The organism is Mycobacterium sp. NGS11 (genome assembly GCF_059813315.1).
On sequence record NZ_JCALEJ010000007.1, the window covers coordinates 126,104 to 149,740 of the forward strand.

General features: G+C 69.3%; 20 protein-coding genes. 7 read left to right on the forward strand and 13 right to left on the reverse strand.

Going from position 1 to position 23,637, the window contains the following annotated elements; genetic code table 11:
• Positions 1-40: 40 nt before the first annotated feature.
• From AC5Y4T_RS11775 to AC5Y4T_RS11785, 3 genes are all read right to left on the reverse strand, one after another.
• Positions 41-1,246, reverse strand: coding sequence for an alpha/beta hydrolase fold domain-containing protein (locus AC5Y4T_RS11775; RefSeq protein ID WP_499953064.1), 1,206 nt, complete (start codon positions 1,244-1,246; stop codon positions 41-43).
• Between the two features lie 168 nt (positions 1,247-1,414).
• Complete coding sequence (locus tag AC5Y4T_RS11780) at positions 1,415-2,068, reverse strand: class I SAM-dependent methyltransferase (RefSeq protein ID WP_499917743.1); 654 nt, start codon at positions 2,066-2,068, stop codon at positions 1,415-1,417.
• 313 nt (positions 2,069-2,381) lie between these two features.
• Positions 2,382-3,110 carry an alpha/beta fold hydrolase gene (locus AC5Y4T_RS11785; protein ID WP_499953164.1) on the reverse strand — a complete coding sequence of 243 codons (729 nt, stop codon included), beginning with the start codon at positions 3,108-3,110 and terminating at the stop codon, positions 2,382-2,384.
• A 179-nt stretch (positions 3,111-3,289) separates the two neighbouring features.
• Between AC5Y4T_RS11785 and AC5Y4T_RS11790 the strand changes: the two genes are divergently transcribed.
• A complete protein-coding gene (locus tag AC5Y4T_RS11790) occupies positions 3,290-4,189 on the forward strand; it encodes an alpha/beta hydrolase (RefSeq protein WP_499953066.1) in 900 nt (299 codons plus the stop codon).
• 6 nt (positions 4,190-4,195) lie between these two features.
• Here the strand turns inward: AC5Y4T_RS11790 and AC5Y4T_RS11795 are convergent, their stop codons facing one another.
• The 3 genes from AC5Y4T_RS11795 to AC5Y4T_RS11805 are packed head-to-tail and all read right to left on the reverse strand — an operon-like array spanning position 4,196 to position 7,726.
• Positions 4,196-5,509, reverse strand: a complete 1,314-nt coding sequence (locus tag AC5Y4T_RS11795) for an amidohydrolase family protein (protein ID WP_499953069.1) — start codon at positions 5,507-5,509, stop codon at positions 4,196-4,198.
• Positions 5,503-6,684 carry a CoA transferase gene (locus tag AC5Y4T_RS11800; RefSeq protein WP_499953072.1) on the reverse strand — a complete coding sequence of 394 codons (1,182 nt, stop codon included), beginning with the start codon at positions 6,682-6,684 and terminating at the stop codon, positions 5,503-5,505. The genes AC5Y4T_RS11795 and AC5Y4T_RS11800 overlap by 7 nt, the downstream gene beginning before the upstream one ends.
• Before the next feature lie 31 nt (positions 6,685-6,715).
• Entirely contained in the window at positions 6,716-7,726 is a 1,011-nt protein-coding gene (locus tag AC5Y4T_RS11805) for a MaoC family dehydratase (RefSeq protein WP_499953075.1), read from the reverse strand.
• Positions 7,727-7,838: 112 nt separating this feature from the next.
• On the opposite strand from AC5Y4T_RS11805, the gene AC5Y4T_RS11810 reads away from it, so the two are divergent.
• Both AC5Y4T_RS11810 and AC5Y4T_RS11815 read left to right on the forward strand, forming a co-directional pair.
• Entirely contained in the window at positions 7,839-8,981 is a 1,143-nt protein-coding gene (locus AC5Y4T_RS11810) for an acyl-CoA dehydrogenase family protein (RefSeq protein WP_499953077.1), read from the forward strand.
• Positions 8,982-9,064: 83 nt separating this feature from the next.
• Complete coding sequence (locus AC5Y4T_RS11815) at positions 9,065-9,532, forward strand: CD225/dispanin family protein (protein WP_499953079.1); 468 nt, start codon at positions 9,065-9,067, stop codon at positions 9,530-9,532.
• On the opposite strand, the gene AC5Y4T_RS11820 is transcribed toward AC5Y4T_RS11815, so the two are convergent.
• From AC5Y4T_RS11820 to AC5Y4T_RS11835, 4 genes are read right to left on the reverse strand one after another with little or no spacing between them, the layout of a single operon-like run.
• Positions 9,517-10,476: an enoyl-CoA hydratase/isomerase family protein gene (locus tag AC5Y4T_RS11820; protein WP_499953082.1), complete on the reverse strand. Its 960-nt coding sequence runs from the start codon at positions 10,474-10,476 to the stop codon at positions 9,517-9,519. The two genes, AC5Y4T_RS11815 and AC5Y4T_RS11820, sit on opposite strands and share 16 nt — an antisense overlap.
• 3 nt (positions 10,477-10,479) lie before the next feature.
• Positions 10,480-11,997 carry a fatty-acid--CoA ligase FadD4 gene (gene fadD4 / locus AC5Y4T_RS11825; protein WP_499953084.1) on the reverse strand — a complete coding sequence of 506 codons (1,518 nt, stop codon included), beginning with the start codon at positions 11,995-11,997 and terminating at the stop codon, positions 10,480-10,482.
• Positions 11,998-12,031: 34 nt separating this feature from the next.
• On the reverse strand, positions 12,032-13,093 hold the full coding sequence (locus AC5Y4T_RS11830; protein ID WP_499953086.1) for an S-adenosylmethionine:tRNA ribosyltransferase-isomerase: 1,062 nt from the start codon (positions 13,091-13,093) through the stop codon (positions 12,032-12,034).
• Positions 13,090-13,806, reverse strand: coding sequence for an SDR family NAD(P)-dependent oxidoreductase (locus AC5Y4T_RS11835; protein ID WP_499953088.1), 717 nt, complete (start codon positions 13,804-13,806; stop codon positions 13,090-13,092). The genes AC5Y4T_RS11830 and AC5Y4T_RS11835 overlap by 4 nt, the downstream gene beginning before the upstream one ends.
• Positions 13,807-13,866: 60 nt before the next feature.
• On the opposite strand from AC5Y4T_RS11835, the gene soxR reads away from it, so the two are divergent.
• Entirely contained in the window at positions 13,867-14,334 is a 468-nt protein-coding gene (gene soxR / locus AC5Y4T_RS11840) for a redox-sensitive transcriptional activator SoxR (RefSeq protein ID WP_499953090.1), read from the forward strand.
• 21 nt (positions 14,335-14,355) lie between these two features.
• Here the strand turns inward: soxR and AC5Y4T_RS11845 are convergent, their stop codons facing one another.
• The 3 genes from AC5Y4T_RS11845 to AC5Y4T_RS11855 all read right to left on the reverse strand — a co-directional run bounded on the left by AC5Y4T_RS11845 (position 14,356) and on the right by AC5Y4T_RS11855 (position 18,988).
• The gene (locus AC5Y4T_RS11845) at positions 14,356-16,182 is read right to left on the reverse strand and encodes a phosphoenolpyruvate carboxykinase (GTP) (RefSeq protein WP_499917732.1); all 1,827 of its coding nucleotides are present in this window, start codon (positions 16,180-16,182) and stop codon (positions 14,356-14,358) included.
• A 140-nt stretch (positions 16,183-16,322) separates the two neighbouring features.
• A complete protein-coding gene (locus AC5Y4T_RS11850; protein WP_499953092.1) occupies positions 16,323-17,891 on the reverse strand; it encodes a hypothetical protein in 1,569 nt (522 codons plus the stop codon).
• On the reverse strand, positions 17,888-18,988 hold the full coding sequence (locus tag AC5Y4T_RS11855) for a hypothetical protein (RefSeq protein WP_499953095.1): 1,101 nt from the start codon (positions 18,986-18,988) through the stop codon (positions 17,888-17,890). Before AC5Y4T_RS11855 ends, AC5Y4T_RS11850 begins: the two co-directional genes overlap by 4 nt.
• A gap of 192 nt (positions 18,989-19,180) precedes the next feature.
• On the opposite strand from AC5Y4T_RS11855, the gene trmB reads away from it, so the two are divergent.
• Genes trmB through mmpL3 form a run of 3 tightly spaced genes read left to right on the forward strand, consistent with a single transcriptional unit; the run spans position 19,181 to position 23,628 of the window.
• Complete coding sequence (trmB, locus tag AC5Y4T_RS11860) at positions 19,181-19,960, forward strand: tRNA (guanosine(46)-N7)-methyltransferase TrmB (protein WP_499918224.1); 780 nt, start codon at positions 19,181-19,183, stop codon at positions 19,958-19,960.
• Between the two features lie 13 nt (positions 19,961-19,973).
• A complete protein-coding gene (locus tag AC5Y4T_RS11865) occupies positions 19,974-20,687 on the forward strand; it encodes an NYN domain-containing protein (RefSeq protein WP_499953097.1) in 714 nt (237 codons plus the stop codon).
• Between the two features lie 49 nt (positions 20,688-20,736).
• Positions 20,737-23,628 (forward strand): trehalose monomycolate exporter MmpL3, encoded by a 2,892-nt coding sequence (gene mmpL3 / locus AC5Y4T_RS11870; protein ID WP_499953099.1) that lies wholly within the window; start codon positions 20,737-20,739, stop codon positions 23,626-23,628.
• Positions 23,629-23,637 lie beyond the last annotated feature (9 nt).

Genomic DNA, 23,637 nt, shown 5'->3' on the forward strand with positions numbered 1-23,637 from the left:
TGCCCCTTGCCCATAGAGGGACCATACTCAGCGGCGACGTTCAGATGACCTCTTTAGCCCCGACGCGTGTCTTGGTGCGGTAGATCTGGTTGAGGAACAACGAGGTGACGTGCGCGGCGGCGCCGGCTCGCTCGCCGTCGACGAGGTCATACCCGTGGCCGGCGCCGGGGAATTCGAGGTAGCCGACCATCGAATGCGACACCGCCCGGAGCCGCTCGACGAAGCTGCGTGCCTGTTCGACGGGTATCACCGAGTCTTTGCTGCCGTGAATGACCAGGAAGGGCGGCGCGTTGCGGTGCACACGCGCGATCGGCGATGCGTCGTGAAAGATGTCGGGGCGCCGCGCGATCGACTTCTTCACCACGATGCGCTCCAGGAACTCGACGAACCGTTCGCGCTCCGGCGTCGAGCGGTCCTCCCAGTCGTAGCGGCCGTAGATCCCGACGACCGCGTCCACGGAGGTGTTCGCGCCCTCGGGCAGCTTGGCCTGAAACTGCGGATCGTCGGGCGTGAGCCCGGCCAGCGCGCACAAGTGGCCGCCGGCCGAACATCCCGCTATCGCCACGAAATCGCGGTCACCGCCGAACTTGTCGACGTTGGCTCGTGCCCAGGCGATGGCGGTTTTGACGTCGATGATGTGGCGTGGCCAGCGGTGGTGCGGGGCGGCGCGGTAGTTGACCGCCAGGCACACCCAGCCCTGCTCCGCGAGCCGCGACATGAGCGCCGAACCCTGACCCATGCACTTGCCGTGCACCCAGGCGCCGCCCGGCAGGAAGATCAGGACCGGCGCGGGCTGCGCGGGCAGGTCTTGGCGCCGCCAGACGTCGAGCACCTGATCGGGGTGGTCGCCGTAGTGCACGGCGCGGCGGTAGAGATAGCGGCGCTGGCGCAGGCCCGCCCAGATCGGCGGTGTCTTTGCGGCGACGGGCCAGTCCCTCTCGAGATCGGCTGCCGACACGACCCCGCGTAGCGCGGCGAGGGATACCCGTTGGGTGCTCTCGCGGTCGCGGCGGCGTACGTCGTTGATTCCCGGCGTGAACCAGTCCCTGGTCGCCGCGGAGATCGCCTCCGGAGCGTGCCGGGCTCCCCAGACGCCCATGGCGGTCAGGCCACCCAGGGGTTCGAGATGCTTGCCGACCACGGGCAGCGAAGTCCCCGCCACGCTCAACGCCAGCGCATAGTCGCCGGGGCGGGCCCGCAGCAACCATTTCACGCAATTGGTAATGCCCGGTCCAGTCACCGTCATGGAGGGGACTGTACCCCTCACTGCGATTGACAAACTGACGTTTCCGTCGAACGGGCGATGGCAGCGAAAACGCTTTGCCCAGTGCGCTCGTTGCAGGCGGTATTTACGCTGCTTGAACCGCCTTTCGCGGTTTTCAGCCTGCGACGCATGTTGCTGTGTACGACACGCTTACCTGACCGTCAGGTCGGCGATCACCCGGCCACCGACCAGGCTGACGCCGGTCAGCGTGAGCCCCACCTGCGCGGCCAGCGCGGCAGCGCTGTCCACCCCGACGGATGCCCAGCGAAACCAGGGGCCGACCTCGCCCGACGCCTCCAGCCGGACCCATCGCGAACAGATCCCGATGGCCTCGGCGTCGAATTCGGCAATGCAACGGCCACCGCGGGCCAGCAGTTCGAAGGCGCGCCGGAGAATTCGCAGCGGATCCCCACCCAGCCCGACATTGCCATCGACCAGCAAAACCGTCTGCCACAGGCCCATTCCCGGCAGCGGCTCGAACACATCGCCCAACAGGGCCGGCGCACCGCCGCGGCCCGCCAGCTGAATCGCGGTCGCGGACCGGTCGATGCCGAGCGCCGGGATGCCCCGCCGGATCAGCCTCGCCACCAATCGGCCCGGGCCGCAGCCCAACTCGATCGTCGGCCCGGTGCACATCTGCGTGACGGCTTCGTCGAAGATTTCGTCGAAGGCGCCACCAGATCCATCACCGGGACATCGCACACCCAACCATTTGTGCGTCGGCAGTGGCCGCAGTTCGCCGTCGTCATGACGGATCCAACATCGCTCGCCGCCGAGTGCCCGATCGTAGAGTTGCCCAAGCATTTCACGTCCCTCGCGTCCTGGCCGATCGGGCGGCGCACCGGCGCTCGGTCCCCCCGAAGGACGTTGCGGCGACGTACCGGCAAACCCCAACAAGCTGACGGCAAGCACGTGCGCCAGCACTGCTCCGATACCCCGATCGTGGCTCGGTTAATCCCCCTCTCTTTCGAGGCCCTTCCTGCGGCTACGTTGCAGCGCCGGGCGTGGTTCACCCACGGCGGCGATCGGCGGCAGACGGGCGTGGTCACCGCGCAACCGATAGCGCCCGAATCATGGCCGCCGGCAGGGCTTTTCGCCGCTGCGAATCCTGTCCAAATCAGCCGAACAGGAATGCGTCCAGCAGCTCGTTGACCCGCGCGGGACCTTCCAGCGCCGCCAGGTGGGCCACCCCGTCGAGCACGGTGAAGGATGCGCCGCCAATGGAGTCGGCCATCGCCCGCGTCTCGGCCACCGGGAAGGTGGCGTCTTCAGCGCCCGCGACCACCAGCACCCGGGCCGTGACGCGACCCAGCAGGGCGTGCTGGTCGGGTCGGGCGGACACCACGCTGCGCACCGCCCAACGGACCGAATCGGTGTTCACCGACTGCACGGCTGCCCGCACGGTCGCCACCACGTCCGGGCGGGTGCGCAGCGTCGTCGGGCCCAAGAAGGCGCGGACGGCCGAGCGGGTCAGCGGCGGCCGGATGCCGCCCAGCAGCCTCGCCACCCGGAGCATGGCGGCGTACTGCACCTGTTGCGCGACAGGCGCTTTCGAGGCCGTGCAATTCATCAGCACCGCGCGGTCGACGCGGTCGGGGTAGAGGGCGGCGAAGGTGCCGCCGATCATCCCGCCCCACGAGTTGCCGACGAAATGCGCCCTGTCGATGTTGAGGCCGTCCAGTAGTTCGACGACGCAGCGCGCGCAGTCGGTGAAGCTGAACATCGCGCGCAGCGGCGCACTGCGCCCGTGGCCGGGCGGATCGATCAGCACCAGGCGGTGGGAGTCGCCGAAGCGTGCGGCCTGGCCGGCCCACAGATCGCCAGTCATCAACAGGCTGGGCCACATCAGGACGGCGGGCCCGGTCCCCGCACTCACCTGCACCCGGATCGCCCCGAGAGCCGTATCGACCAACCGCGAAGCCAGCCGGGGATTGTCGACGGTCACGCTGCCTCCTGGAGTCCTAGTGGGTACGGCAGGCCACGCATCGCCGTCCCTTGATTTTCCGCGTCGGCGATACTTGTCCGGTGACGAACAACGATGTTCATCCCGACCTGCAGCGATTTGCCCGCTTCGCTCCGCGGCGGCTCGTCAGTCCGCGCACCCTGCCGCTGATGCGGGTGGGGTCGGCGTGGCGGGGGCGCCTCGGCAAGCCCGTCGCCGGCGTCGAGGCGATCACGCTCGGTTCCGGGGCCGGCGTCCGGCTGTTCCGGCCCGCGGGGGCCACCGAGGCCACCCCTGCGCTGTTGTGGATCCATGGTGGCGGATACGTGATCGGCACCGCCCAGCAGGACGACCGGCTCTGCAGCCGATTCAGCAGGCGGTTGGGCATCACCGTCGCCTCGGTCGAATACCGCCTGGCGCCCCAACATCCCTATCCCACCCCGCTGGAAGACTGCTATGCGGCACTCACCTGGCTGGCCGGCCTGCCATCGGTGGACCGCTACCGCATCGCCATCGGCGGCGCCAGCGCCGGCGGTGGGCTCGCGGCGGCCCTGGCCCTGCTGGCCCGCGACCGCGCCGAGGTGAGCCCGGCGTTCCAGCTGCTGACCTATCCCATGCTCGACGACCGCAGTTCGGCCACCGCGCCCAATGCGAACTACCGGCTGTGGGACAACCGCAGCAACAGGTTCGGCTGGGCGGCGTACCTGGGCGACGCCGACCCGCAGGTGGCAGTCCCCGGCCGCCGCGACGACCTGGGCGGATTGCCGCCGGCCTGGATCGGGGTGGGCACGCATGACCTGTTCCACGACGAAGACCTGGCCTACGCCGAGCGCCTGCGCGCCGCGGGGGTGCCGTGCCAGGTGGAAACCATTCCGGGCGCCTTCCACGGTTTCGACCTGATTTTGCCGAAAGCCCAAGTGTCCCAGCGTTTTTTCGACAGCCAATGCGACAGTCTTCGGGCGGCGTTGGCCCCCGCCGCTTGATCCGGCTCACATCGCGAAGTACACCAGCTCGCCACCGATGACGGTGGCCGCCACCAGCCCCGCGTCCAAGGCCGCCAGCGCCGTAGCCGGCGGCTCGTTGAGCACGCACAGGTCACCCGGCTGCCCGATCTCCACTGTGCGCGGCCGGCCGGGCTGATCGGCCCTGCCCAGAAACATCGTCAAAGCCTCTCGCGCAGAGACACATTCGCGCGCCCCCAGCACGGCGCCCCGCGGAGTGGTGCGGTGGACCGCGGCGCGCATCGCCGTCCATGGGTCGCCATGGCCGAACGGCATGTCGGTGGACAGCGCGACCTGCACCCTCGCGTAGCGCAGGGAGGCGACGCGCCACAGCTGATCGTGCTCGGCGACGGGGACTTCGGCGAGGTACTGATCGCCGCGCTCGGCGACGAAGTTGGGCTGCGTCACCACCGTGACCCCGAGGTCGGCCAGGTCGGCCAGGTTGTCGTCGGGCACCACGGCGGCGTGTTCGATGCGGTCCTTCGGATGGCCGCCGGCCGCGCGCAGCGCCGCTAGGGCCACCACCAGCTGTGCCGCGGTCACGCAGTGCACCGCGACCGGTTGTCCACTGTCATGTTGGCGCGCAATCCATTCCGTGAGGGCATCGAGGTCGAGGCGGTCGTCGTGCAGGATCTTCTTGCCCGGCGACAGGAAACTCAGCCGGGGCCGGAACTCGCCGCGCTGGTGCGCCGCCGTCAGCGACTCCATGTCGTCGGCATCGAGATCGGGGGTCGCGTCCGTGACGCCGGTGACACCGGTCGCGGTGATCCGGCGGCTCAATTCGGCCAGATCGGTTTCGCGCCGCTGCAGCGCCAGCGACCAGCCCCGGTCGGCGCTGCGCAGCCGCCCATCGGGATGATCGGCCAGGCCGACGCGGCCCAGCGCCTCGGAATTGAGGATCCACAGCGCCCCGCTGCGGTGCTGAATGCGCACCGGCACGTGCGAAACGATGGCGTCGAGGGTGCCCCGATCGAGTTCTCCGGCAACCGAATCGTGGTATCCCACAGCGCGAATCCAGCCGTCGGGTCCCGGGGTGGCGTTCGCGAGCAATTGCGTGAGCTGCGACGCGTTGCTGACCCCCGGCGGCCCGACGAAGAACGAATCGAGCGCCGAGGCCGCAGAACGCACGTGCACATGGTGGTCGTGTAGCCCGGGCAGGACGGCGCCGCCGCCCGCGTACAGCACACCCTCGCCCGCCCGGGGCACCAGACCCTCCCCCGGCGGCGCCATCTCCTCGATCAGCGCGCCCACCCGGATGTCTGTCGTGGTGCCGTCCAGCAGGGTTGCCCGCTGAATCAGCATGACAGCACGCGCCTTTGGCTCACCAAATGGCGCACCGCCGCGTTGTCGGCGCCCGGCCCGGATGCCGGACCCGACGCCGGCGGGGCCGACGGTGCAGACACCGGCGCCGACGACGCCGGCGCCTCGACCGGCAGGGCCGCGTAGGTCGCGGCGACCCCGGCCATGGACACGCCGATCAACTCGCCGCCACCGCGGGCCAGGGATTCGGCCACCGCGAGCGTCGCCTCGAGCCCGGTCAACGGGTCGGCGATGGCGTCGCCGCAGAACACCGGTCCGCCGGCGCTGGTGCCGACCAGTCCGCCGGCCACCGCGGTGTCGTCCCCGAATCCCGGCCGGCGGCCGTCATATCCGGTGATCTGCAACCAGATTCGGCCCGCGCGTGGGGCGACGTCGTCTGGTCCGAGGCCCCGGCGCGCCAGCGCCGCGGGACGCGAGCCCTCGATGACGACGTCGCTGGCCGCGAGCAGATCACGCAGTCCGTCGGCCTGACTATCGAAATCGGCTTCGTAACAGAGCTTTTGGCCGTTGATCCAATCGAAGAAGGCCGGATGGCCGGCCCGGGTACCGTCCCGGCGGCGCGGGCTTTCGACCTTCACAACGGTCGCTCCGGCGCGGGCCAGCAGCCGCCCGCACAGCGGCCCCGCCCACATCGAGGACAGGTCGGCCACCAGCAGATCCGGTGGCACGCGCGGCGCCGACCGCGGTCCTGTCACGCGTATCCGCGGCGACGCGGGCGCCGCCTCGCCGAGGCCCGCCACCGGAAGGTCGAGCAGCGCCGCCCGCTCGACGATCTCGGCCACCGGACGGGCCGCCACCCAGCGCCCCAACACCGGCCACGGGTCGGCGTCGACGTCGTCGACCTGCAGCAGTGCCGGGACGGCGGCGAGGTCGTCGGGCCGCGAGAGGGTGAGCGCGCAGCAGCCGTCCCGGGCGGCGAACAAGCGGGTGCCGCCACCCGGCGACACCCGACCGCGACGAGTCAGCCCCAGCAGTGCGGCCCGCCCGGTCAGCAGGCTCACCGCGTCCACGTCGATACCCAGTCCGCCGCCGATGGCCGTCGCGGCCTGGTGCGCGCGGGCCAGCACGTTGGCGCGGGAGAAGTCGGCGGGACCGTCGGGCAGGCCGGTCAAGTAGGCCAGCCCGCTGCTCCCCCAGTTGGTTGCGGCCGAGCTCACGACCCCATTGTGCGCGTGGCGCACGGCGGCCTCAGAACTGCAGCGCGTGAAACCGCCAGTCCAGCACCGGACGGTCCGGTTCTGCGTCGCCGACGGCGTACACCAGCGACCGCAGCCCCAACACGCCGCCGTGATCGGCCGGCTCCGCGGATTCGATGTGCAACTCGCTGTAAAGGGTGTCGCCCTCGTGCACGGGTCCGGTGTGGTCGCAGGACTGCCAGCTCAGCACCGTGACCAGATTGGGCAGCAGCCTGCTCGCCTGCGCCAAAGCCAGCCCGATGGTATGCCCGCCGTACACGAGCCGGCGCCCACCGACTCGCGAATCGTGATGCGTGGCAGCGATATTCAGGGTGAGCCGGGCCAGTTCGGGTGCGCTGCTGACCACGTCGGCGGTGCTGTGCAACACCGAGCCCGCCAAGCCGGCATCGAAGTGCGGCCCGGGCACCTTGTCGCGGAACACCTTTCCGTCCCACTGCGCGGTCGGATCGTGGGCCGGGCCGGGCACGTCGGCGCCGATGGCCGACAGATCGTCGTCGGGCCCGTCCTGCGGCCGCCAATCCGGACTGGCGGGCAGCATGCCGCAGCGGTAGAAGTCGAGCACCAGCTGATCGGCCTGGTCTATCGTGATCATCCGCAGCGCCGCAAGGCCCGTCGGCGCCCGGCCCGGCTTGGGCGAATTCGCGCGCAGCCCAACCACTTCGGTGCGGGTGTAGAGGGAATCGCCGATCACCGGGAACCGGTGGAACACCAGGTTGCGATAAAACAGGTTGGCCTTGACCCGCTGGGTCACCAACGTCGACTGCCCGATCGCCACGTCGCACACCAGCCCCGGGTGGGCCAGCGGCGCCGGTAGGCCCGTCACCGCGCCGCACAGGTCAGCGTCCAGCGCCAGGCGCAACCGGTCGCCCACGATGGCCTGATGGGCGCCGGCCAGCCCCGACGACAACGTCATCGACGGCGCCCAGTCGAACACCTGCCCAACCGACAGGTCGTCGAAGTAGGGTCCCCCCTCGCGAATCCCCGCATACCCGTCACTCGTCACAACGCCCCATGCTGGCAGGCTGTGGAATCGAGGGTCAACTTCGTGGCGATCGCGAGTGCGGCGAAGCCGGGCGAAGCGGGTCGCCACCATCAGGGCTGGAAGGTGATCGCAGGTGAACGACGAAGAAGAGATGCTGGTCGCCACGGTGCGGGCGTTCATCGACCGCGACGTCAAACCGAGCATTCGCGAGGTCGAGCACGCCAACACCTACCCCGAGGCGTGGATCGACCAGATGAAGCGGATCGGCATCTACGGCCTGGCCGTTCCGGAGGAATACGGCGGGTCGCCGGTGTCCATGCCGTGCTACGTGCGAGTCACCGAGGAACTGGCGCGCGGCTGGATGAGCCTGGCCGGTGCGATGGGCGGGCACACCGTTGTCGCCAAACTGCTGACGCTGTTCGGCACCGAGGATCAGAAGCGGACTTACCTGCCGCGGATGGCCAGCGGAGAGGTGCGCGCCACCATGGCGCTGACCGAGCCCGGCGGCGGCTCGGATCTGCAGAACATGACGACCACCGCGCTGCCCGACGCCGACAGGCTGGTGATCAACGGATCCAAGACCTGGATCAGCAACGCGCGCCGTTCCGGACTGATCGCGCGGCTGTGTAAGACCGATCCGGATGCCACGCCGCGCCATAAGGGCATCTCGATCGTGCTCGTCGAGCACGGCCCGGGCCTGACGGTGTCGCGGGACCTGCCGAAGCTGGGCTACAAGGGCGTCGAGTCGTGCGAGCTGTCGTTCGACAACTTCCGGACACCCCGCACGGCGTTGCTGGGAGGCGTTGCGGGCGAAGGCTTTTCGCAGATGATGAAGGGACTCGAGACAGGACGTATCCAGGTGGCCTCTCGTGCCCTGGGGGTGGCCACCGCGGCGCTCGAGGACGCGCTGGCTTATGCCCAGCAGCGGGAGAGCTTCGGCCAGCCGATCTGGCAGCACCAGTCGATCGGTAACTACCTGGCCGACATGGCCACCAAACTCACCGCGGCCCGCCAGCTCACCCGGTATGCCGCCGAGCGGTACGACAGTGGCGAACGCTGCGACATGGAAGCCGGCATGGCGAAATTGTTTGCTTCCGAGGTCGCCATGGAGATCCCGCTGAACGCGGTGCGAATACACGGCGGATACGGCTATTCCACCGAATACGACGTCGAACGCTACTTTCGGGACGCACCGTTGATGATCGTCGGCGAAGGCACGAACGAGATCCAGCGAAATGTGATTGCCCGGCAACTGGTGACGCGCGGCGGCATCTGATCCTACGCACCAATCTCACGGCCCGAGAACATAGTTTGGGAGTATATTTACCTGACTCTGAACCAAAGGGAAAGGCAGCCGCCATGAGTTATCCTCCCGTGCCGCCCGGAGGTTCGCCGGAATGGCCAGCGCAGCAACCGGAATGGCAAGGCCAACAACCGGAGTGGCAAGGCCAGCAGCCCGCCGGGTGGCAAGCTCAGCACCCACCGGGATGGCAGGGCCAGCCGCCACCGGCGGGATGGCCGGCGCAGCAGCCGGGAATGCAGGAGCCCGAGAACTATCTGGTCTGGGCGATCCTGTGCACGGTGCTGTGCTGCCTGCCTTTCGGGATCGTGTCGATCGTCTACTCCAACAAGGTGTCCGGGCTGTGGGCCCAGGGCCGGTACGCCGAGGCCTATGAGGCGTCCAACAACGCCAAGAAGTGGGCCATCATCGGTGCGGTCGTGGGCGCCGCCGCCGCGGTGATCGGCGTCGTGCTGTGGTTCGCCATGTTCGCGGCGATCGTCTCTTCCATCCCGTCCACGACCACCACCACCTATTCGGGCTTCTGACCCCAGGCCTCGTCCACCAGCCCCCAGGCCAACGCGGTCTCCGCGTCGACGGTGCGACCGGACAACACGAGATACGCTGTGCGCCAACGGCCGATCCGCCGTGTGACGCTGACGGTGCCACCGGCGCCGGGCAGCAGCCCCAACGCCAGCTCGGGTAGCCCGAACATCGCGTCATTGCGGGCGGTGACCCACCCGCAAAACGCCGCCATCTCCAGTCCGCTGCCCACCACCCGCCCGTGCACTTCGGCCCGGCATGCGCGGCCGAGCCTGGTGGCCAGCGCGTCGAGCGCCAGGGCGGGGCTGTAGCGGGTACGCGCCAGGTGCGCACTCGCCGGGTCCGCGAAGGTGCCGAACTCGGCCAGGTCCCCACCGCTGCAGAATGACGGACCGTTGCCGCTCAACACGATGCCGGTGACCGACGGGTCCAGCTGAGCCACCGTCAGGGCCTCCAGCAGCGCCGCGCGCGCATCGGTGGAGAACGCGTTGTGCCGCTGCGGCCGGTTGAACGCGATACGCACAACGTCGCCGTCGCGGGTCGCCCGCACCGGGTCGGGGATCTCGGGCATCCGGACCGGGCCCCGCTCGCGTAACCACCGCGCGAACTCCGGGCCGGCCTGCAGGGTCGAGTACGCCAACGACTCCGTCGTCACCCCAGCCAGCGTCGGGCCCCGCGGGTCGACCGCGCGCAGCACGTCGTCACAGACCCCGCTGGCGTGCGGCCAGCGTCGACAGCGTGCCGTCAGCTCCGCCACGGTCGCCGGCACCGACGCGACGGTGACCACGCGGCGGTCGGCGCAGCGATCCTCGGTCAGCGTGAAAGTCGCTGCGTCGAGCCAGAATTCAGCGCCTGCGATGTCGGTGGCCGAGCCGACGGCGACGATCACCCCGGGCGGTGACGCCGGGCCGTCGTGCGGCGACTTCGACAGGTCGACCACCCGGAGCATCGGTCACACCGAGTACTTCTCGATCAGCCCGTTCTTGTAGAGCTTGCCCGTGTCGGTGCGCGGCAGCTGTGCTTCGAAGGCAATCGATCGCGGGCACTTGTAGTGCGCCAACCGGTCTCGCAGCCACGCCGTCAACTCCTCGGCGAATCCGTCGGTGGCATCGGCGGCGTCGACGGTCTGCACGGCCGCCACCACGCGCTGGCCCATTTCGTCGTCGGGCACCCCGAACACCGCGGCGTCCAACACCTTCGGGTGGGTGACCAGAAGGTTCTCGGCTTCCTGCGGGTAGATGTTCACTCCGCCGGAGATGATCATGTGGTGCCGCCGGTCGGTCAGGTACAGGTAACCCTCGTCGTCGAGGTAGCCGATGTCCCCGACCGTGGCCCAGCCGTGCTTGTCGCGCGATGAGGCGGTTTTCGCCTCGTCATTGAGGTATTCGAAGGAATAGCCGCCTTCGAAGTAGATCTCGCCGGCCTGCCCGGGTGGCAACTCGTCGCCGTGCTCGTCGAGGATGTGTATGGCGCCGCCCATGGGTTTGCCGACGGAACCCGGGTGCGCCAGCCAGTCCTCGGCCGTGATCAGCGTCGAGCCGTGCGCTTCCGAGGACGCGTAGTACTCGTCGATGATCGGCCCCCACCAGTCGATCATCTGCTTCTTGATCTCCACCGGACACGGGGCCGCCGCGTGCATCACCCGCTGCAGGCTGGACAGGTCGTACGAATGACGCACCCGGTCAGGCAGTTTCAGCATGCGGGTGAACATCGCCGGGACGAACTGGCCATGCGTGACTCGGTGGCGCGCGATGGCGTCCAGGCATCCTTCGGCGTCGAACTTCTCCATCACCACCGTGGTGATGCCGCCGGCCTGCGCGCTCATCGACCACACCGAGGGCGCCGTGTGGTACAGCGGCGCGGGGCTGAGATAGATCGAGTCGGGCGTCATCCAGAAGCCGACGAGTGCGGACATCATGCCGGGCGCGTCGGCCGGTGGCACGTGCGGCAATTCGCGTTTGATGCCCTTGGGCCGGCCGGTGGTGCCCGACGAGTACTGCAGCAGGTCGCCCTCGATTTCGTCATCGATCGGTGTATCGGGCTGCCCGGCAACGCATTCCGGGTAGCGCTCCCAGCCCGGCAGGTCGCCGTCAGCGATCAGCAGCAGCTCGGGTAGCCCGCCCGGCAAATGCTCGCCGAGGCCGGCGAGGGTGTCACGCAGCGCCGCCGAGCCGATGATGGCCTTGGCGCTGCTGTTGTCGATGATGTAGGCGGCCTCTGCCGCGGTCAGGTGCGTGTTGATCGGCACGTAGTACAAACCGCTGCGACGAGCCGCCCACATCACCGCGTGGATGTGCTCGTTGTTCTCCATCAGGATTGCGACGGTGTCGCCTTCGCGCAGGCCCGCGGCGCGGAACCGGTGCGCCAGTCGATTGGCGCGCGCCTCGAGGTCGTCGAAGGTGACGACCGTTCCGGACGGGTACAGGATGACAGCAGGTTTGTCGGCGCCGATGTAGGGGCGGATCTGCATGCGCAAACTGTACCGCCGCGAAACTTGACAGGTGTTAAGTGGCCTCCGGTGCGGGCAGTAGCAGCGCGCTGTCGCCGAATTCATGCCACAGGTAGCCGTGCTCAACCGCCTCCCGATACGCCAGCCCGACCAGCTCGGGGCCGGCGACCGCCTCCAGCAACAGCAGGTGCGAGGCGCCGGCGTCGTGCCAGCCGGTGATCAGGCCGTCGACCACCCGGCACGGCCGGCCAGGGCCCAGCACCAGGTCCGTCCAGCCGTCCACCTGCCGCACCTCGCCGTCCGCGGTGGCCGCGGACTCCAGCGCGCGCGTCACCGTCGTTCCCACCGCGATCACCCGCCCGCCGGTCATGCGCGTGACGTTCACCAGTCGCGCGGTCGCGGCCGGTACGGCGAAGGGCTCGGGAGTCGGTGGCTCGCCGGCGTCGGCCGACGACACCCCCGCGTGCAGCGTGATCGGTGCGATCGCGATGCCCGCGGAAACCAGGGCGGTGACCAATTCGGTGCTGAAAGGACGGGCCGCGCTGGGCATTTCTGCACTGCCCGGGTGCCGGGCGAACACGGTCTGGTAGTAGCGCAGCGGCCACGGCCGTGGCACGTACGCGTACCGAATGGGCCGGCCGTGGCGGGCCAGATACGACGCGACGTCTCCCTCTACGACGACTCGCGCGGACCACAACCGAGCGCCGCTGATCCCGGGTTGCGGGTAGGAGGCCGCGACGACCAACGCGCCGCCGCCCGGCATGTCGATGCGTTCGCCCGGCCGGACGTCTGGGAGGTGTCCGGCCGCTTCTCCCGCAGGCCGCAGTTCCACCACCCAGACCCTCTCGGCGCGCCGGGTAGAGAAGTGCACTGCGATGGGCCGCCCGTCGCGGCGGCCGTCCACGGCGCCCGGCATGGTGGCGGAGTTGTTCACCACCAGCAGATCGCCCGGACGCAGGTGATCGACGAGGTCGGCGAAGCGGGCATGGCTGACGCCGTCGGGGCGAGCGATCAGCAGCTTGACGCCGTCGCGGGCGACGCCGTGCGCTTCGGGCGGCTCGATGGCATCGGAGTTCGGGGGGCGGTGGAAGCGGGTGTGCGGGGCCGTCAGGGTCATCGCGCCGCTCCGGATGGCGCCAGGTCCGCGGCGCGATAGCGGCCCGCGGGGGGCCGGGTGTCAAGCAATCGCAGTAGCGCCGGCACTTTCGCCTCCGGCTCGGCACGGTCGGAGATGTTCTCGCCCGGAAAGGCGGCCTGGTGCATCTCGGTGCGCATGTCACCCGGGTCGAAGGCGTACGCGGGCACCGTGGGCTTCTCGGCGGCGAGGACGGCCGAGAGCTGGTCGAGTGCGGCCTTCGACGAGCCGTACCCGCCCCAGCCCGGGTACGGTTCGACGGCGGCGTCGGAGGTCAGATTGACGATCGCGCCGCCGTTTTCCGCGAGCGCCGGCAGTGTCGCCTGGATGAGGGCCAGCGGCGCGAACAGGTTCGTCTGATACACCGTCCACAATTCGCTCGCGGGGTAATCGGCGAGGACCGGTTGCGGGCTGGGCCCCAGCCGACTGGCGTTGTTCACCAACAGGCCAAGCGGCCCGGCGGCTAGCGCGGCCGCCACCACGTCGGCACGGTGCGACGCGTCGGTGACGTCACCGGCCAGCGTGATGAAGTTCGGTGAATTCAGTTCTCGGGCAGTTGATTCCAGTTCGTAGGCGCGTCGGGCATCGCCGACGACCGTCCAACCGCGGTCGAGCAGGGCGGCGGAGACCGCACGTCCGAAGCCGCGCGAGGTGCCGGTGACAATAGCGACGGGTCGCTGTTCGGATTGAGTCATCCCCCCATACTGATAGTTGAAGTAAACTTTAAGTCAAGTCACGAATTCGAGAAGGCCACAATGGATGAGCGAGACTTGTTCACCGTCGGTGAGATAGCGAAGCGCAGCGGCTTCGCGGCATCGGCGATCCGGTTCTATGAGAGTCAGGGGCTGATCACGGCGACCCGGACCGCCGGCGGTCAGCGCCGCTTCGAGCGTCAGATGCTGCGACGCCTGGCCTTCATCAAGGCCGCCCGCAACGTCGGCCTGAGCCTGGATGAGGTTGCCGACGCACTCGCCACACTTCCGGACGGGCGCACCCCCACCCGAGCCGATTGGGGCCGGCTGTCCAAAACCTGGCGCGCGCGCCTCGACGATCAGATCGCCGGGTTGATCGCGCTGCGCGACAACCTGGATTCGTGCATCGGCTGCGGTTGCCTGTCACTGAAGCGCTGCGCGATCTCCAATCCGGGCGACCTGGCAGCCAACTCCGGGGCGGGAGCGGTCTACCTGCCGAGATCGCTACGGCGGCAGGCGATTAGCGGCTGAGGACTACGTCACCGCGCGGCTTCAACGCGCTTCGGACAGCCGCTGCTTGAGCGCCTCGAACTCGTCGCGCACACCGGTGGGCAGCTTGTCGCCGACGAACTCGAACCACTCCTCGATCAGCGGCAGTTCCTCGCGCCACTCCGCCGGGTTGACGGCCAGCGCCTTGGCCACGTCATCGCCGTCGACGTCCAGTCCGTCCAGGTCCAAATCGTCGGCCGTCGGCACGATGCCGATCGGGGTGTCCTGGCCGCCGGCCTGGTGCTCGATGCGGTCCACGATCCACTTGAGCACCCGGCTGTTCTCGCCGAAGCCCGGCCACAGGAAGCCACCGTCTTCGTCGCGGCGGAACCAGTTGACGAAGAACACCTTCGGCATCTTCGACTCGTCGGAGTTCTTGCCCAGGTCGATCCAGTGCTGGAAGTAGTCACCGACGTGGTAGCCCAGGAACGGCAGCATGGCCATCGGGTCGCGGCGCACGGTGCCCACCTTGCCCTCGGCGGCGGCGGTCTGCTCGCTGCCCATGGTGGCTCCCATGAACACGCCGTGCTGCCAGTCGCGGGCCTGCGTCACCAGCGGCACCGTCGTCTTGCGGCGCGCGCCGAACAGGATGCCGGAGATCGGTACGCCCTGCGGGTCGTCCCACTCCGGCGCCAGGATCGGGCACTGCGACATCGGGGTGCAGTAGCGCGAGTTGGGGTGCGCGGCCTTCTCGCCGGAATCGGGCGTCCAGTCGCGGCCCTTCCAGTCGGTCAGGTGCTCCGGCTCGCCCTCGAGGCCCTCCCACCACACGTCGTTGTCGTCGGTGAGCGCCACGTTGGTGAAGACGGTGTTGCCCCCCTCGATGGTGCGCATCGCATTGGGGTTGGACTTCCAGTTGGTCCCCGGCGCGACGCCGAAGAAACCGAACTCGGGGTTCACCGCGTACAGGCGGCCGTCCTTGCCGAACCGCATCCAGGCGATGTCGTCGCCGAGGGTCTCGGCGCGCCAGCCCGGGATGGTCGGCTGCAGCATGGCGAGATTCGTCTTGCCGCACGCTGACGGGAACGCCGCGGCGAAGTAGTAGGCCTTGTTCTCCGGGGAGATGAGCTTGAGGATCAGCATGTGCTCGGCGAGCCAGCCCTCGTCGTGGGCCATCGCCGAGGCGATGCGCAGCGAGTAGCACTTCTTGCCCAACAGCGCGTTCCCGCCGTAGCCCGAGCCGTAGCTCATGATCTCGCGGGTCTCCGGGAAGTGGGTGATGTACTTGGTGTCGTTGCAGGGCCACGGCACATCCTGTTGGCCCGGCTCCAGCGGAGCGCCCACCGAGTGCATCGCCTTGACGAAGAATCCGTCGTCGCCGATCTTCTCCAGGGCGGCCTTGCCCATCCGGGTCATCACCTTCATCGAGATGACGACGTACTCGGAGTCGGTGATCTCGACACCCAGCTTGGGGTCGTCGGCGCCCAGCGGGCCCATGCAGAACGGCACCACCCACATGGTGCGGCCGCGCATGCAGCCGCGGTAGAGATCGGTCATGGTGGCCCGCATCTCGGAGGGGTCCATCCAGTTGTTCGTCGGCCCGGCGTCGATCTGGCGCTCGGAACAAATGAAGGTCCGCGACTCCACCCGCGCCACGTCGGACGGGTCGGACAGCGCCAGGTAGGAGTTGGGGTGCTTCTTCTCGTTCAGCTTCGTCAGGGTGCCGGCCTCGACCAGGTGCGTGGCCAGCCGGTTGAACTCCTCGTCGGAGCCGTCAGCGAAAACGACCCGGTCGGGCTGGGTGAGCTCGGCGACCTCCTGCACCCATGACAACAGGCCCGGGTGGTTCGTGGGTGCTGTGTCCAAACCGGGAATGGTCGCTGAGGTCATCGAACTCTCCTGGATTCTTCTGCGTATCGGGCTGGTGTTGCTCGCTATGCTCTCGCCCACACAATTAAGGAATTGGTGGCGTTAACAACAGGTTATCGCGAGGATCTTGTCGGGTGGGTCTCGGGCAGGTATAAGCCTTCTCACAACAACGATTCAGAAGATCCCGACGGGCTGTCATCTTCGCTCCTCGAAGCGGGTTTTCCGGCGTCGTCGTCACCGCCGTCGTCTCCGGAGTGACTTTCGTCCTCTCGTATACCCGGTTCTCCCAGTTCTGCACGTACGACCGCCAGGGCCGCCGCCACCGCGGGCATGTCCCGGTCGCGCGCAGCCGCGGCCCGCGCGGCGGCCAGGGCGTGCTCGCGCAGTTCGGCATCGATGACGCCCACCGACGACGACACCTGCGCGTTTTCGGCCTCGTCCTGAGCCAGCAGCGCCCTGCTCAACACCGACTCGACCACCAACACCCGGGTGGCGACCAGCTCCTCGACGACCGACTGCAGCGAGGACTTGACGCCGCCCGCCCAGCGGTCCAGCAGCGCCCGGTCGTGCAGCAGCGCACGAATGTTGATCACCATGAACGTGAGCCCCACCGAGATCGCCACGCACGCCACAGCCGCGGCGACGGCCAGCGCGGGGTTCAGCCGCGAGGCCAGGCCGCTCATCAGCCGGCTCAGTGTCAGCGCCACCCCGAGGCCGAACCCGACGCCCAGCACGATCATCAGCCAGGTTTCGTGTCGGCGCGATTTCAGCGGCGGCGGCGAGATATCGACCTTTGGCAGCCGCTCGGGCGGCGGTAGCTCCATCGGCAGGCCGACCACCTGCGCCACCTCGGCCAGGCGCGCGTCGGCGCCCTCGCTGACCTCGGCCACCACCGCATCCACCTGATCGCGGGTGAGCGCCTCGAAGCCGGACATACCGCGCCGCGACAAACCCGCCGCGTGCTCCTGCAGGTCGGTGCGCACCGCCGCACACCGGTTACGCGCCGAGTGCGACAGGGCCACCCGCGCCTGCTGGATCTGACCGCGCAGCGTGATGGTCCGCTCGCTTTTCGCCTGGCGTTGCTGTTTCAGCGCGGTGCTGCGCTCCTCGCGCAGCGCCTCGACCCGGGCCCGCCGGCCGGACCCCTCGACCTCGCGCTCATACCGGCGCGCCATCGTTTCAAGCCGAGACTCCCACGCCCGCAACCGGTTCCGGCGCGCGAGATCGGGGGCCTCCACCACCACCGTGACGGCTTCGACCACGTCGTCGACGTCCGGGTCACCCAGGTCGGGCAGGGCCGCCGCGCCCACCCAGGGCGCCCGGCCGTAGCGGGGCGCGTGCGCGCCGAGCGAGTCTCGGTTGGCGGCGACGATGTCCCGCCAGTTGAGATGCACGTCGATCTTGGACACCACGCCGACGACCGCGTCGGTGTGCTCGGTCGCGGCGTCCAGCAGCGCGCAGTCCGACGGCGTCAGGTTCGCCGCCGCCGACACGACGAACACCACAGCCACCGGTGCCTCGCCGGGACCCAGGTCCGTCGACTCGACGAATTCGCGTTGTGGCAGCCGCTCACGCAGTGCGTCGACCACCGCGCTGACCCCGGCCATCCACGGACCGGTCACCAGCACCGCGTCGCGGCGCTGAATCGCCGGCGGATCCAGCCCGGGGCCGGCCGCCGCGACCAACGCGTCCACGTCGGCGACGGGATCGTGGCTTGTCTCGCCGCTCACCAGGATTCCCCCGGCAGCGACGCGCAGGCCTGGGACCACAGCCGCAGCGACCCCCGGGCGATGTCGGCGCCGCAGGCGCGGTGCAGGTCGCTGGCCGACGCGCGGCTGTAGCGCTGCCACCGCACCGCCCGAGGCAGGTGCGCGGCCGGGTCTCGATGGGCGTCGACGGCCTTCCGGTCGCCCGGCTCCAGGCCGGCCGCCTCGGCCAGGTCCACCGCGGCCGCCATCCTTGCGAGCACGGTCTCGTCGCGGGACAGGAACCCGCCGATGCGCTCACCCAGCCTGCCGCCGCCGGCGGCCAGCGCCTCGAGTTCGGCGACGGCGTCCAGCACCCGCTGGTAGCGCGCCTCGGCGCCCAGCGCGCCGATCCTGGCCACGACGGCCTCGATGCCACTCATCCGGTGCAGCAGGGTCAGCACCTGGGCCGGGGTCCGGCCCTGCCGGAACGCGGCGACCGCCAGCGCGGTGCCGAACAGGTCGAGGGTGTCCAGCAGGCGCCGCCGCACCTCGACCGGAACGGGGACGTCGGCGGACAGGAATCCGGCGAAGGAGCCGGCGAAACACGCGGTCCCACCGGGGTGCGCGGCGAGCGTGGACAGCGCCGTCCACTGGGTGCTGTCCAGGTCGTCGAGCGCGGCGACCGCGAGCAGGCCGGTCATCGGTTCCATGGGCACGCCGCTCAGCGCCGACAGCTCCACGCACCTCGCGCGCGCGGCGGCGGTCGGGCCGTCTCCGCCACGGCCGGACAGCGAGCCCGCCAGGTCGGCCTTGTTCAGCACCGCCAGCACCGGGCGCCCCGCCGCTGCGAGTTGGGCGATCGCCCGGGTGTCCTCGGGCTTGACCACCTCCGTGACCACGTAGACCACCGCATCCACGCGACCATCCGTCGCCGGGCCGTCGACCGCGATGCCCGCCGCGGGTCCCGCGCCGGACAGGGCGCGGCGCACGGTGCTGCAGCCGACGCCGCGACGGCCGCGCACGGCCACGCGCAACGGGGTGGCGGATCGCCTTGCGATCGCCGTGATGCGCGGATCGACGTGGCCGGCAGCGAACCGCGCCAGCTCGTCGACGAAAGTTCGGTGTCCTTGTGCCCTCATATCCCGCCTGTTCGGTCTGGATGACCCCCTGCCCGGCCGGCGCCACCGCTAGGCGATGCAGCGCCGGGACCGAGCGGTCCCACCGAATGGTGGCATCCGCGTCACGAAGAAGCGAGCCACCGTTAATCAGTTACCAGTTGAACGCAACTGTTGGGTATCAATCCGGACCAGGGGCGGCTACATCCGGGGTTCATAGGCCACCATGGACAAATGCACGCGCAGCGCGGGGTGGCGATGTCTGCCGACACGTCGACCGGGGACTCCGACCGCCCCGACCAGCGCTATCTCCCGGCAACGGCGTTCCGATCGCGACGCTCGACGCTGTCCGACGCCCAGCGCCAGACCTGGGAGCGACGCTGGCCCGAACTCGGCTTGTCAGTGGCCACCCCCGACGAACCCGACAGCTCCGAGCCCCCGCTGGATACGGCCGCGTGGTTCGGCCGACAGGCCCCGGTGGTGCTCGAAATCGGTTGCGGCAGTGGCATTTCCACCTTGGCGATGGCCAAAGACGAGCCCGATGTCGATGTGGTCGCGGTGGAAATCTACCGCCGCGGGCTGGCGCAACTGCTGTCCGCCATCGACCGCGACCAGGTGAGCAACATCCGGCTGATCCGTGGCAACGCCCTCGATGTCCTGCAACGCCTCATCGCGCCGGGGTCGCTGACCGGGGTTCGCGTCTTCTTTCCCGATCCGTGGCCGAAAGCCCGGCACCACAAACGCCGGTTCCTGCAGCCCGGCACGATTGGCTTGATAGCCGACCGGCTACTCCCTGGTGGTGTCCTGCACGTTGCGACGGACCACGCCGGCTACGCCGAGCACATCGCCGAGGTCGGCGCGGGTGAATCCCGACTGCACCCGGCCGGTCCCGACAGTGCGCTGCCGATCTCGATCGTGCGCCCGAGCACCAAGTACGAGACGAAGGCTCAAGAAGCGGGCAGCGCCGTCACCGAATTCATTTGGCTTAGACGATGAGTAGGCGATGAGTATGAGCCTGACTGAAGAGACCGCGGCGGGAGCGGAGCCCGTCGCGCCGCCGGCGGTGCTGACCGGCGACGAGCTGGGCGACTTCACCCCGCCGGGTGGACGCGTACTGCTGGTGTGGGACGCACCCAACCTCGACATGGGCCTGGGATCGATCCTCGGCCGCCGCCCGACGGCCCTGGAACGCCCGCGGTTCGACGCCCTGGGGCGCTGGCTGTTGTCGCGCACGGCCGAGGTCAGCGCCAGTCGCCCCGGCGTGGTGGTGGAACCCGAGGCCACCGTCTTCACCAACATCGCACCGGGCAGCGCCGACGTCGTCCGGCCCTGGGTGGACGCGCTTCGTAACGTGGGATTCGCGGTGTTCGCCAAGCCGAAGATCGACGAGGACAGCGACGTGGACCGCGACATGCTGGCCCACATCGAACTGCGGCGCACCCAGGGATTGGCGGCGCTGGTGGTGGCCTCCGCCGACGGCCAGGCTTTTCGTCATCCGCTGGAAGACATCGCACGAACCGGGGTCAGCGTCCAGGTGATCGGATTTCGCGAACATGCGAGTTGGGCGCTAGCGTCGGATACCTTGGACTTCGTTGATCTGGAGGATATCGCTGGTGTCTTCCGGGAACCGTTGCCGCGGATCGGCCTAGATTCGCTGCCTGACCAGGGTGCGTGGCTACAGCCGTTCCGGCCGCTCTCCGCGCTGCTGACCGCCCGTGTGTGACACTGGAAAACCTATGCGCGGGTCGTTGACGATCCAGTAAGGAGCTTGCGTGTTCGCCTGGTGGGGTCGAACTGTGTACCGGTACCGGTACATCGTGATCGGGGTCACGGTAGCTCTGTGTCTGCTGGGTGGCGTCTTCGGAGTAAGCCTGGGCAAGCATGTTACACAGAGCGGCTTCTATGACGACGGCAGCCAATCCGTCAAAGCCTCGGTACTGGGCGACCAGACCTACGGCCGCGACCGCACCAGCCACATCGTGGCCACCTTCACGGCTCCCGACGGCAAATCGGCCGACGACCCGGCGTGGCGCGACAAGCTCGTCGGCGAACTCAACAAGTTCAAGACCGACCACCCCGACCAGGTCGTCGGCTGGGCCGGCTGGCTCGCGGCGCCGAACAGCACCAACCCGGTCATCAAGGGGATGGTCAGCGAGGACCGAAAGCACACCTTCGTCAGCATTCCGCTCAAGGGCGACGACGACGACAGCATCCTCAACAACTACAAGGCCATCCAGCCGGATCTGCAGAAGCTCGACGGGGGCACCGTGCAGCTGGCCGGCCTCGAGCCGATCGCCAACGCCCTGACGGGCACCATCGCCACCGACCAGCGCCGCATGGAGGTACTCGCGGTGCCGCTGGTCGCCGTCGTGCTGTTCCTCGTCTTCGGGGGCGCGGTCGCCGCCGGCCTGCCGGCCATCGTGGGCGGCCTGAGCATCGCGGGCTCGCTGGGCATCCTGCGCCTGGTCGCCGTGTTCGGGCCGGTGCACTTCTTCGCCCAGCCGGTGGTCTCGCTGATCGGTCTGGGTATCGCCATCGACTACGGGCTGTTCGTGGTGAGCAGATTCCGCGAGGAGATAGCCGAGGGCTACGACACCGAGGCCGCCGTGCGAAGAACGGTGATGACGGCCGGCCGCACCGTGACGTTCTCGGCGGTGCTGATCATCGCGTCCAGCGCCAGCCTGCTGGTGTTGCCCCAGGGCTTCGTGCATTCGCTGACGTACGCGATCTTCGCCGCGGTGGGCCTGGCGGCGCTGCTGTCGATCACGTTCCTGCCCGCCTGCCTGGGCATCCTCGGCCGCCACGTCGACGCGCTCGGGGTCCGGACCGCATTCCGGGTGCCCTTCCTGCGGAATTGGAAGTATTCGCGGGCCTACCTGAACTGGCTGGCCGACCGGCTGCAGAAGACCAAGACCCGTGAAGAGGTCGAGGCCGGCTTCTGGGGCAAGCTCGTCAACTGGGTGATGAAGCGCCCGCTGGCGTTCGCCCTGCCGATCGCCATCGGCATGATCCTGCTGGTCATCCCGCTGGGCAACCTGTCGTTCGGCGGCATGAGCGAGAAATACCTGCCGCCGGACAACCCGGTGCGCATGGCCCAGGAGCACTTCGACAAGCTCTTCCCCGGTTACCGGACCGAGCAGCTGACGGTCGTCATCCAGAGCAGCAACGGCACCAAGGTCACCGACCAACAGGTCGCCGACATCCGCAACAGGATCTCCTCGATCGGCGGCTTCACCGACAAGCAGTGGGAGGAGCGGGCCTGCCCGACCATCGCCGGCAACCCCTGCGTCGCCGGACCGAACGGGACGACGGTGCCCAAGGACGGCTCGGTGCGGGTGATCCAGAACGGTCTGGTCAACAAGAACGACGCCGCCAAGAAGCTCGCCGAACTTCGCTCGATCAACCCCCCGAAGGGGCTCAACCTGTACGTCGGCGGTACGCCGGCCCTGGAGCAGGACAGCATCCACAGCTTGTTCGACAAGGCTCCGCTGATGCTGGTGCTGCTGCTGGGCGCGACCATGTTGCTGATGTTCCTGGCGTTCGGGTCGGTGGTGTTGCCGATCAAGGCGGCGGTGATGAGCGCGCTGACGCTGGGCTCGACGATGGGCATCCTGACCTGGATTTTCGTCGACGGGCACTTCGCGAACGTGCTGAACTTCACGCCTACCCCCCTGATGGTCGTGGTCATCGCGCTGGTCGTCGCGGTCGGTTTCGGTCTGGCCACCGACTACGAGGTGTTCCTGGTGTCGCGAATGGTCGAGGCGCGCGAGCGCGGCATGTCGACGGCCGAGGCCATCCGGATCGGCACCGCGACCACCGGGCGCCTGATCACGGCCGCCGCTCTGGTGCTGGCGGTGGTCGCCGGCTCGTTCGTGTTCTCCGACCTGGTGTTGATGAAGTATCTGGCCTTCGGTCTGATGGCGGCGCTGCTGCTGGACGCCACCGTCGTCCGCATGTTCCTGGTGCCGTCGGTGATGAAGCTGCTCGGCGACGACTGCTGGTGGGCGCCGCGCTGGGCCCGGCGCCTGCAGAACAAGATCGGGCTCGGCGAGATCGACCTGCCCGACGAGCGCAAGCGGCCCACGCTCAACGGCCGGCCCGCGCGGCCGCCGGTCGCCGCAAGCCTGGTCGCGGCCGCACCGCGGCCGCCGCATGACCCCACCCATCCCGGCGCGCTGGAGCCGCCGCGCCCGGCCCGTCCGGGTCCGGCCGAGCCACGGCCTGCGCGGGAACCGTCTTCGGGTGAAACCGCGGGCGGCACCCGCGTCCCCGCCCGCTCCAGCCAGCCGACCGAAGCCAAGACGACGCGCTTCTCCGCGCCGGGCGTGCCCGGGCATGACCGCCCGGCCGAGCCGCGCCCCGCGACCAGCTCCGCACCGCAGCCTGCCCAACGACCGCCGGCGCCGGGCCCGACCGCCCCGCCGTCCGACGATCAGACGCGGGCCATCCCGGTGCCCGGCCACCGGACCGACGACACCAGCGACGCCGCCGAACCCACCACCGCCCTGCCGAAGATGCGCCCGGAGGGCAACGACCCCAACGCTGCCACCGATCAGGCGGACGCGCGCGGGCAGGGCGAGAACGGCGACCCCGCGCGGCAACGCCGGCGCTCCGGCGGCGGCCTGTCCGCGCAGGACCTCCTGCGTCGCGAGGGTCGGCTGTAACCAGGTCTT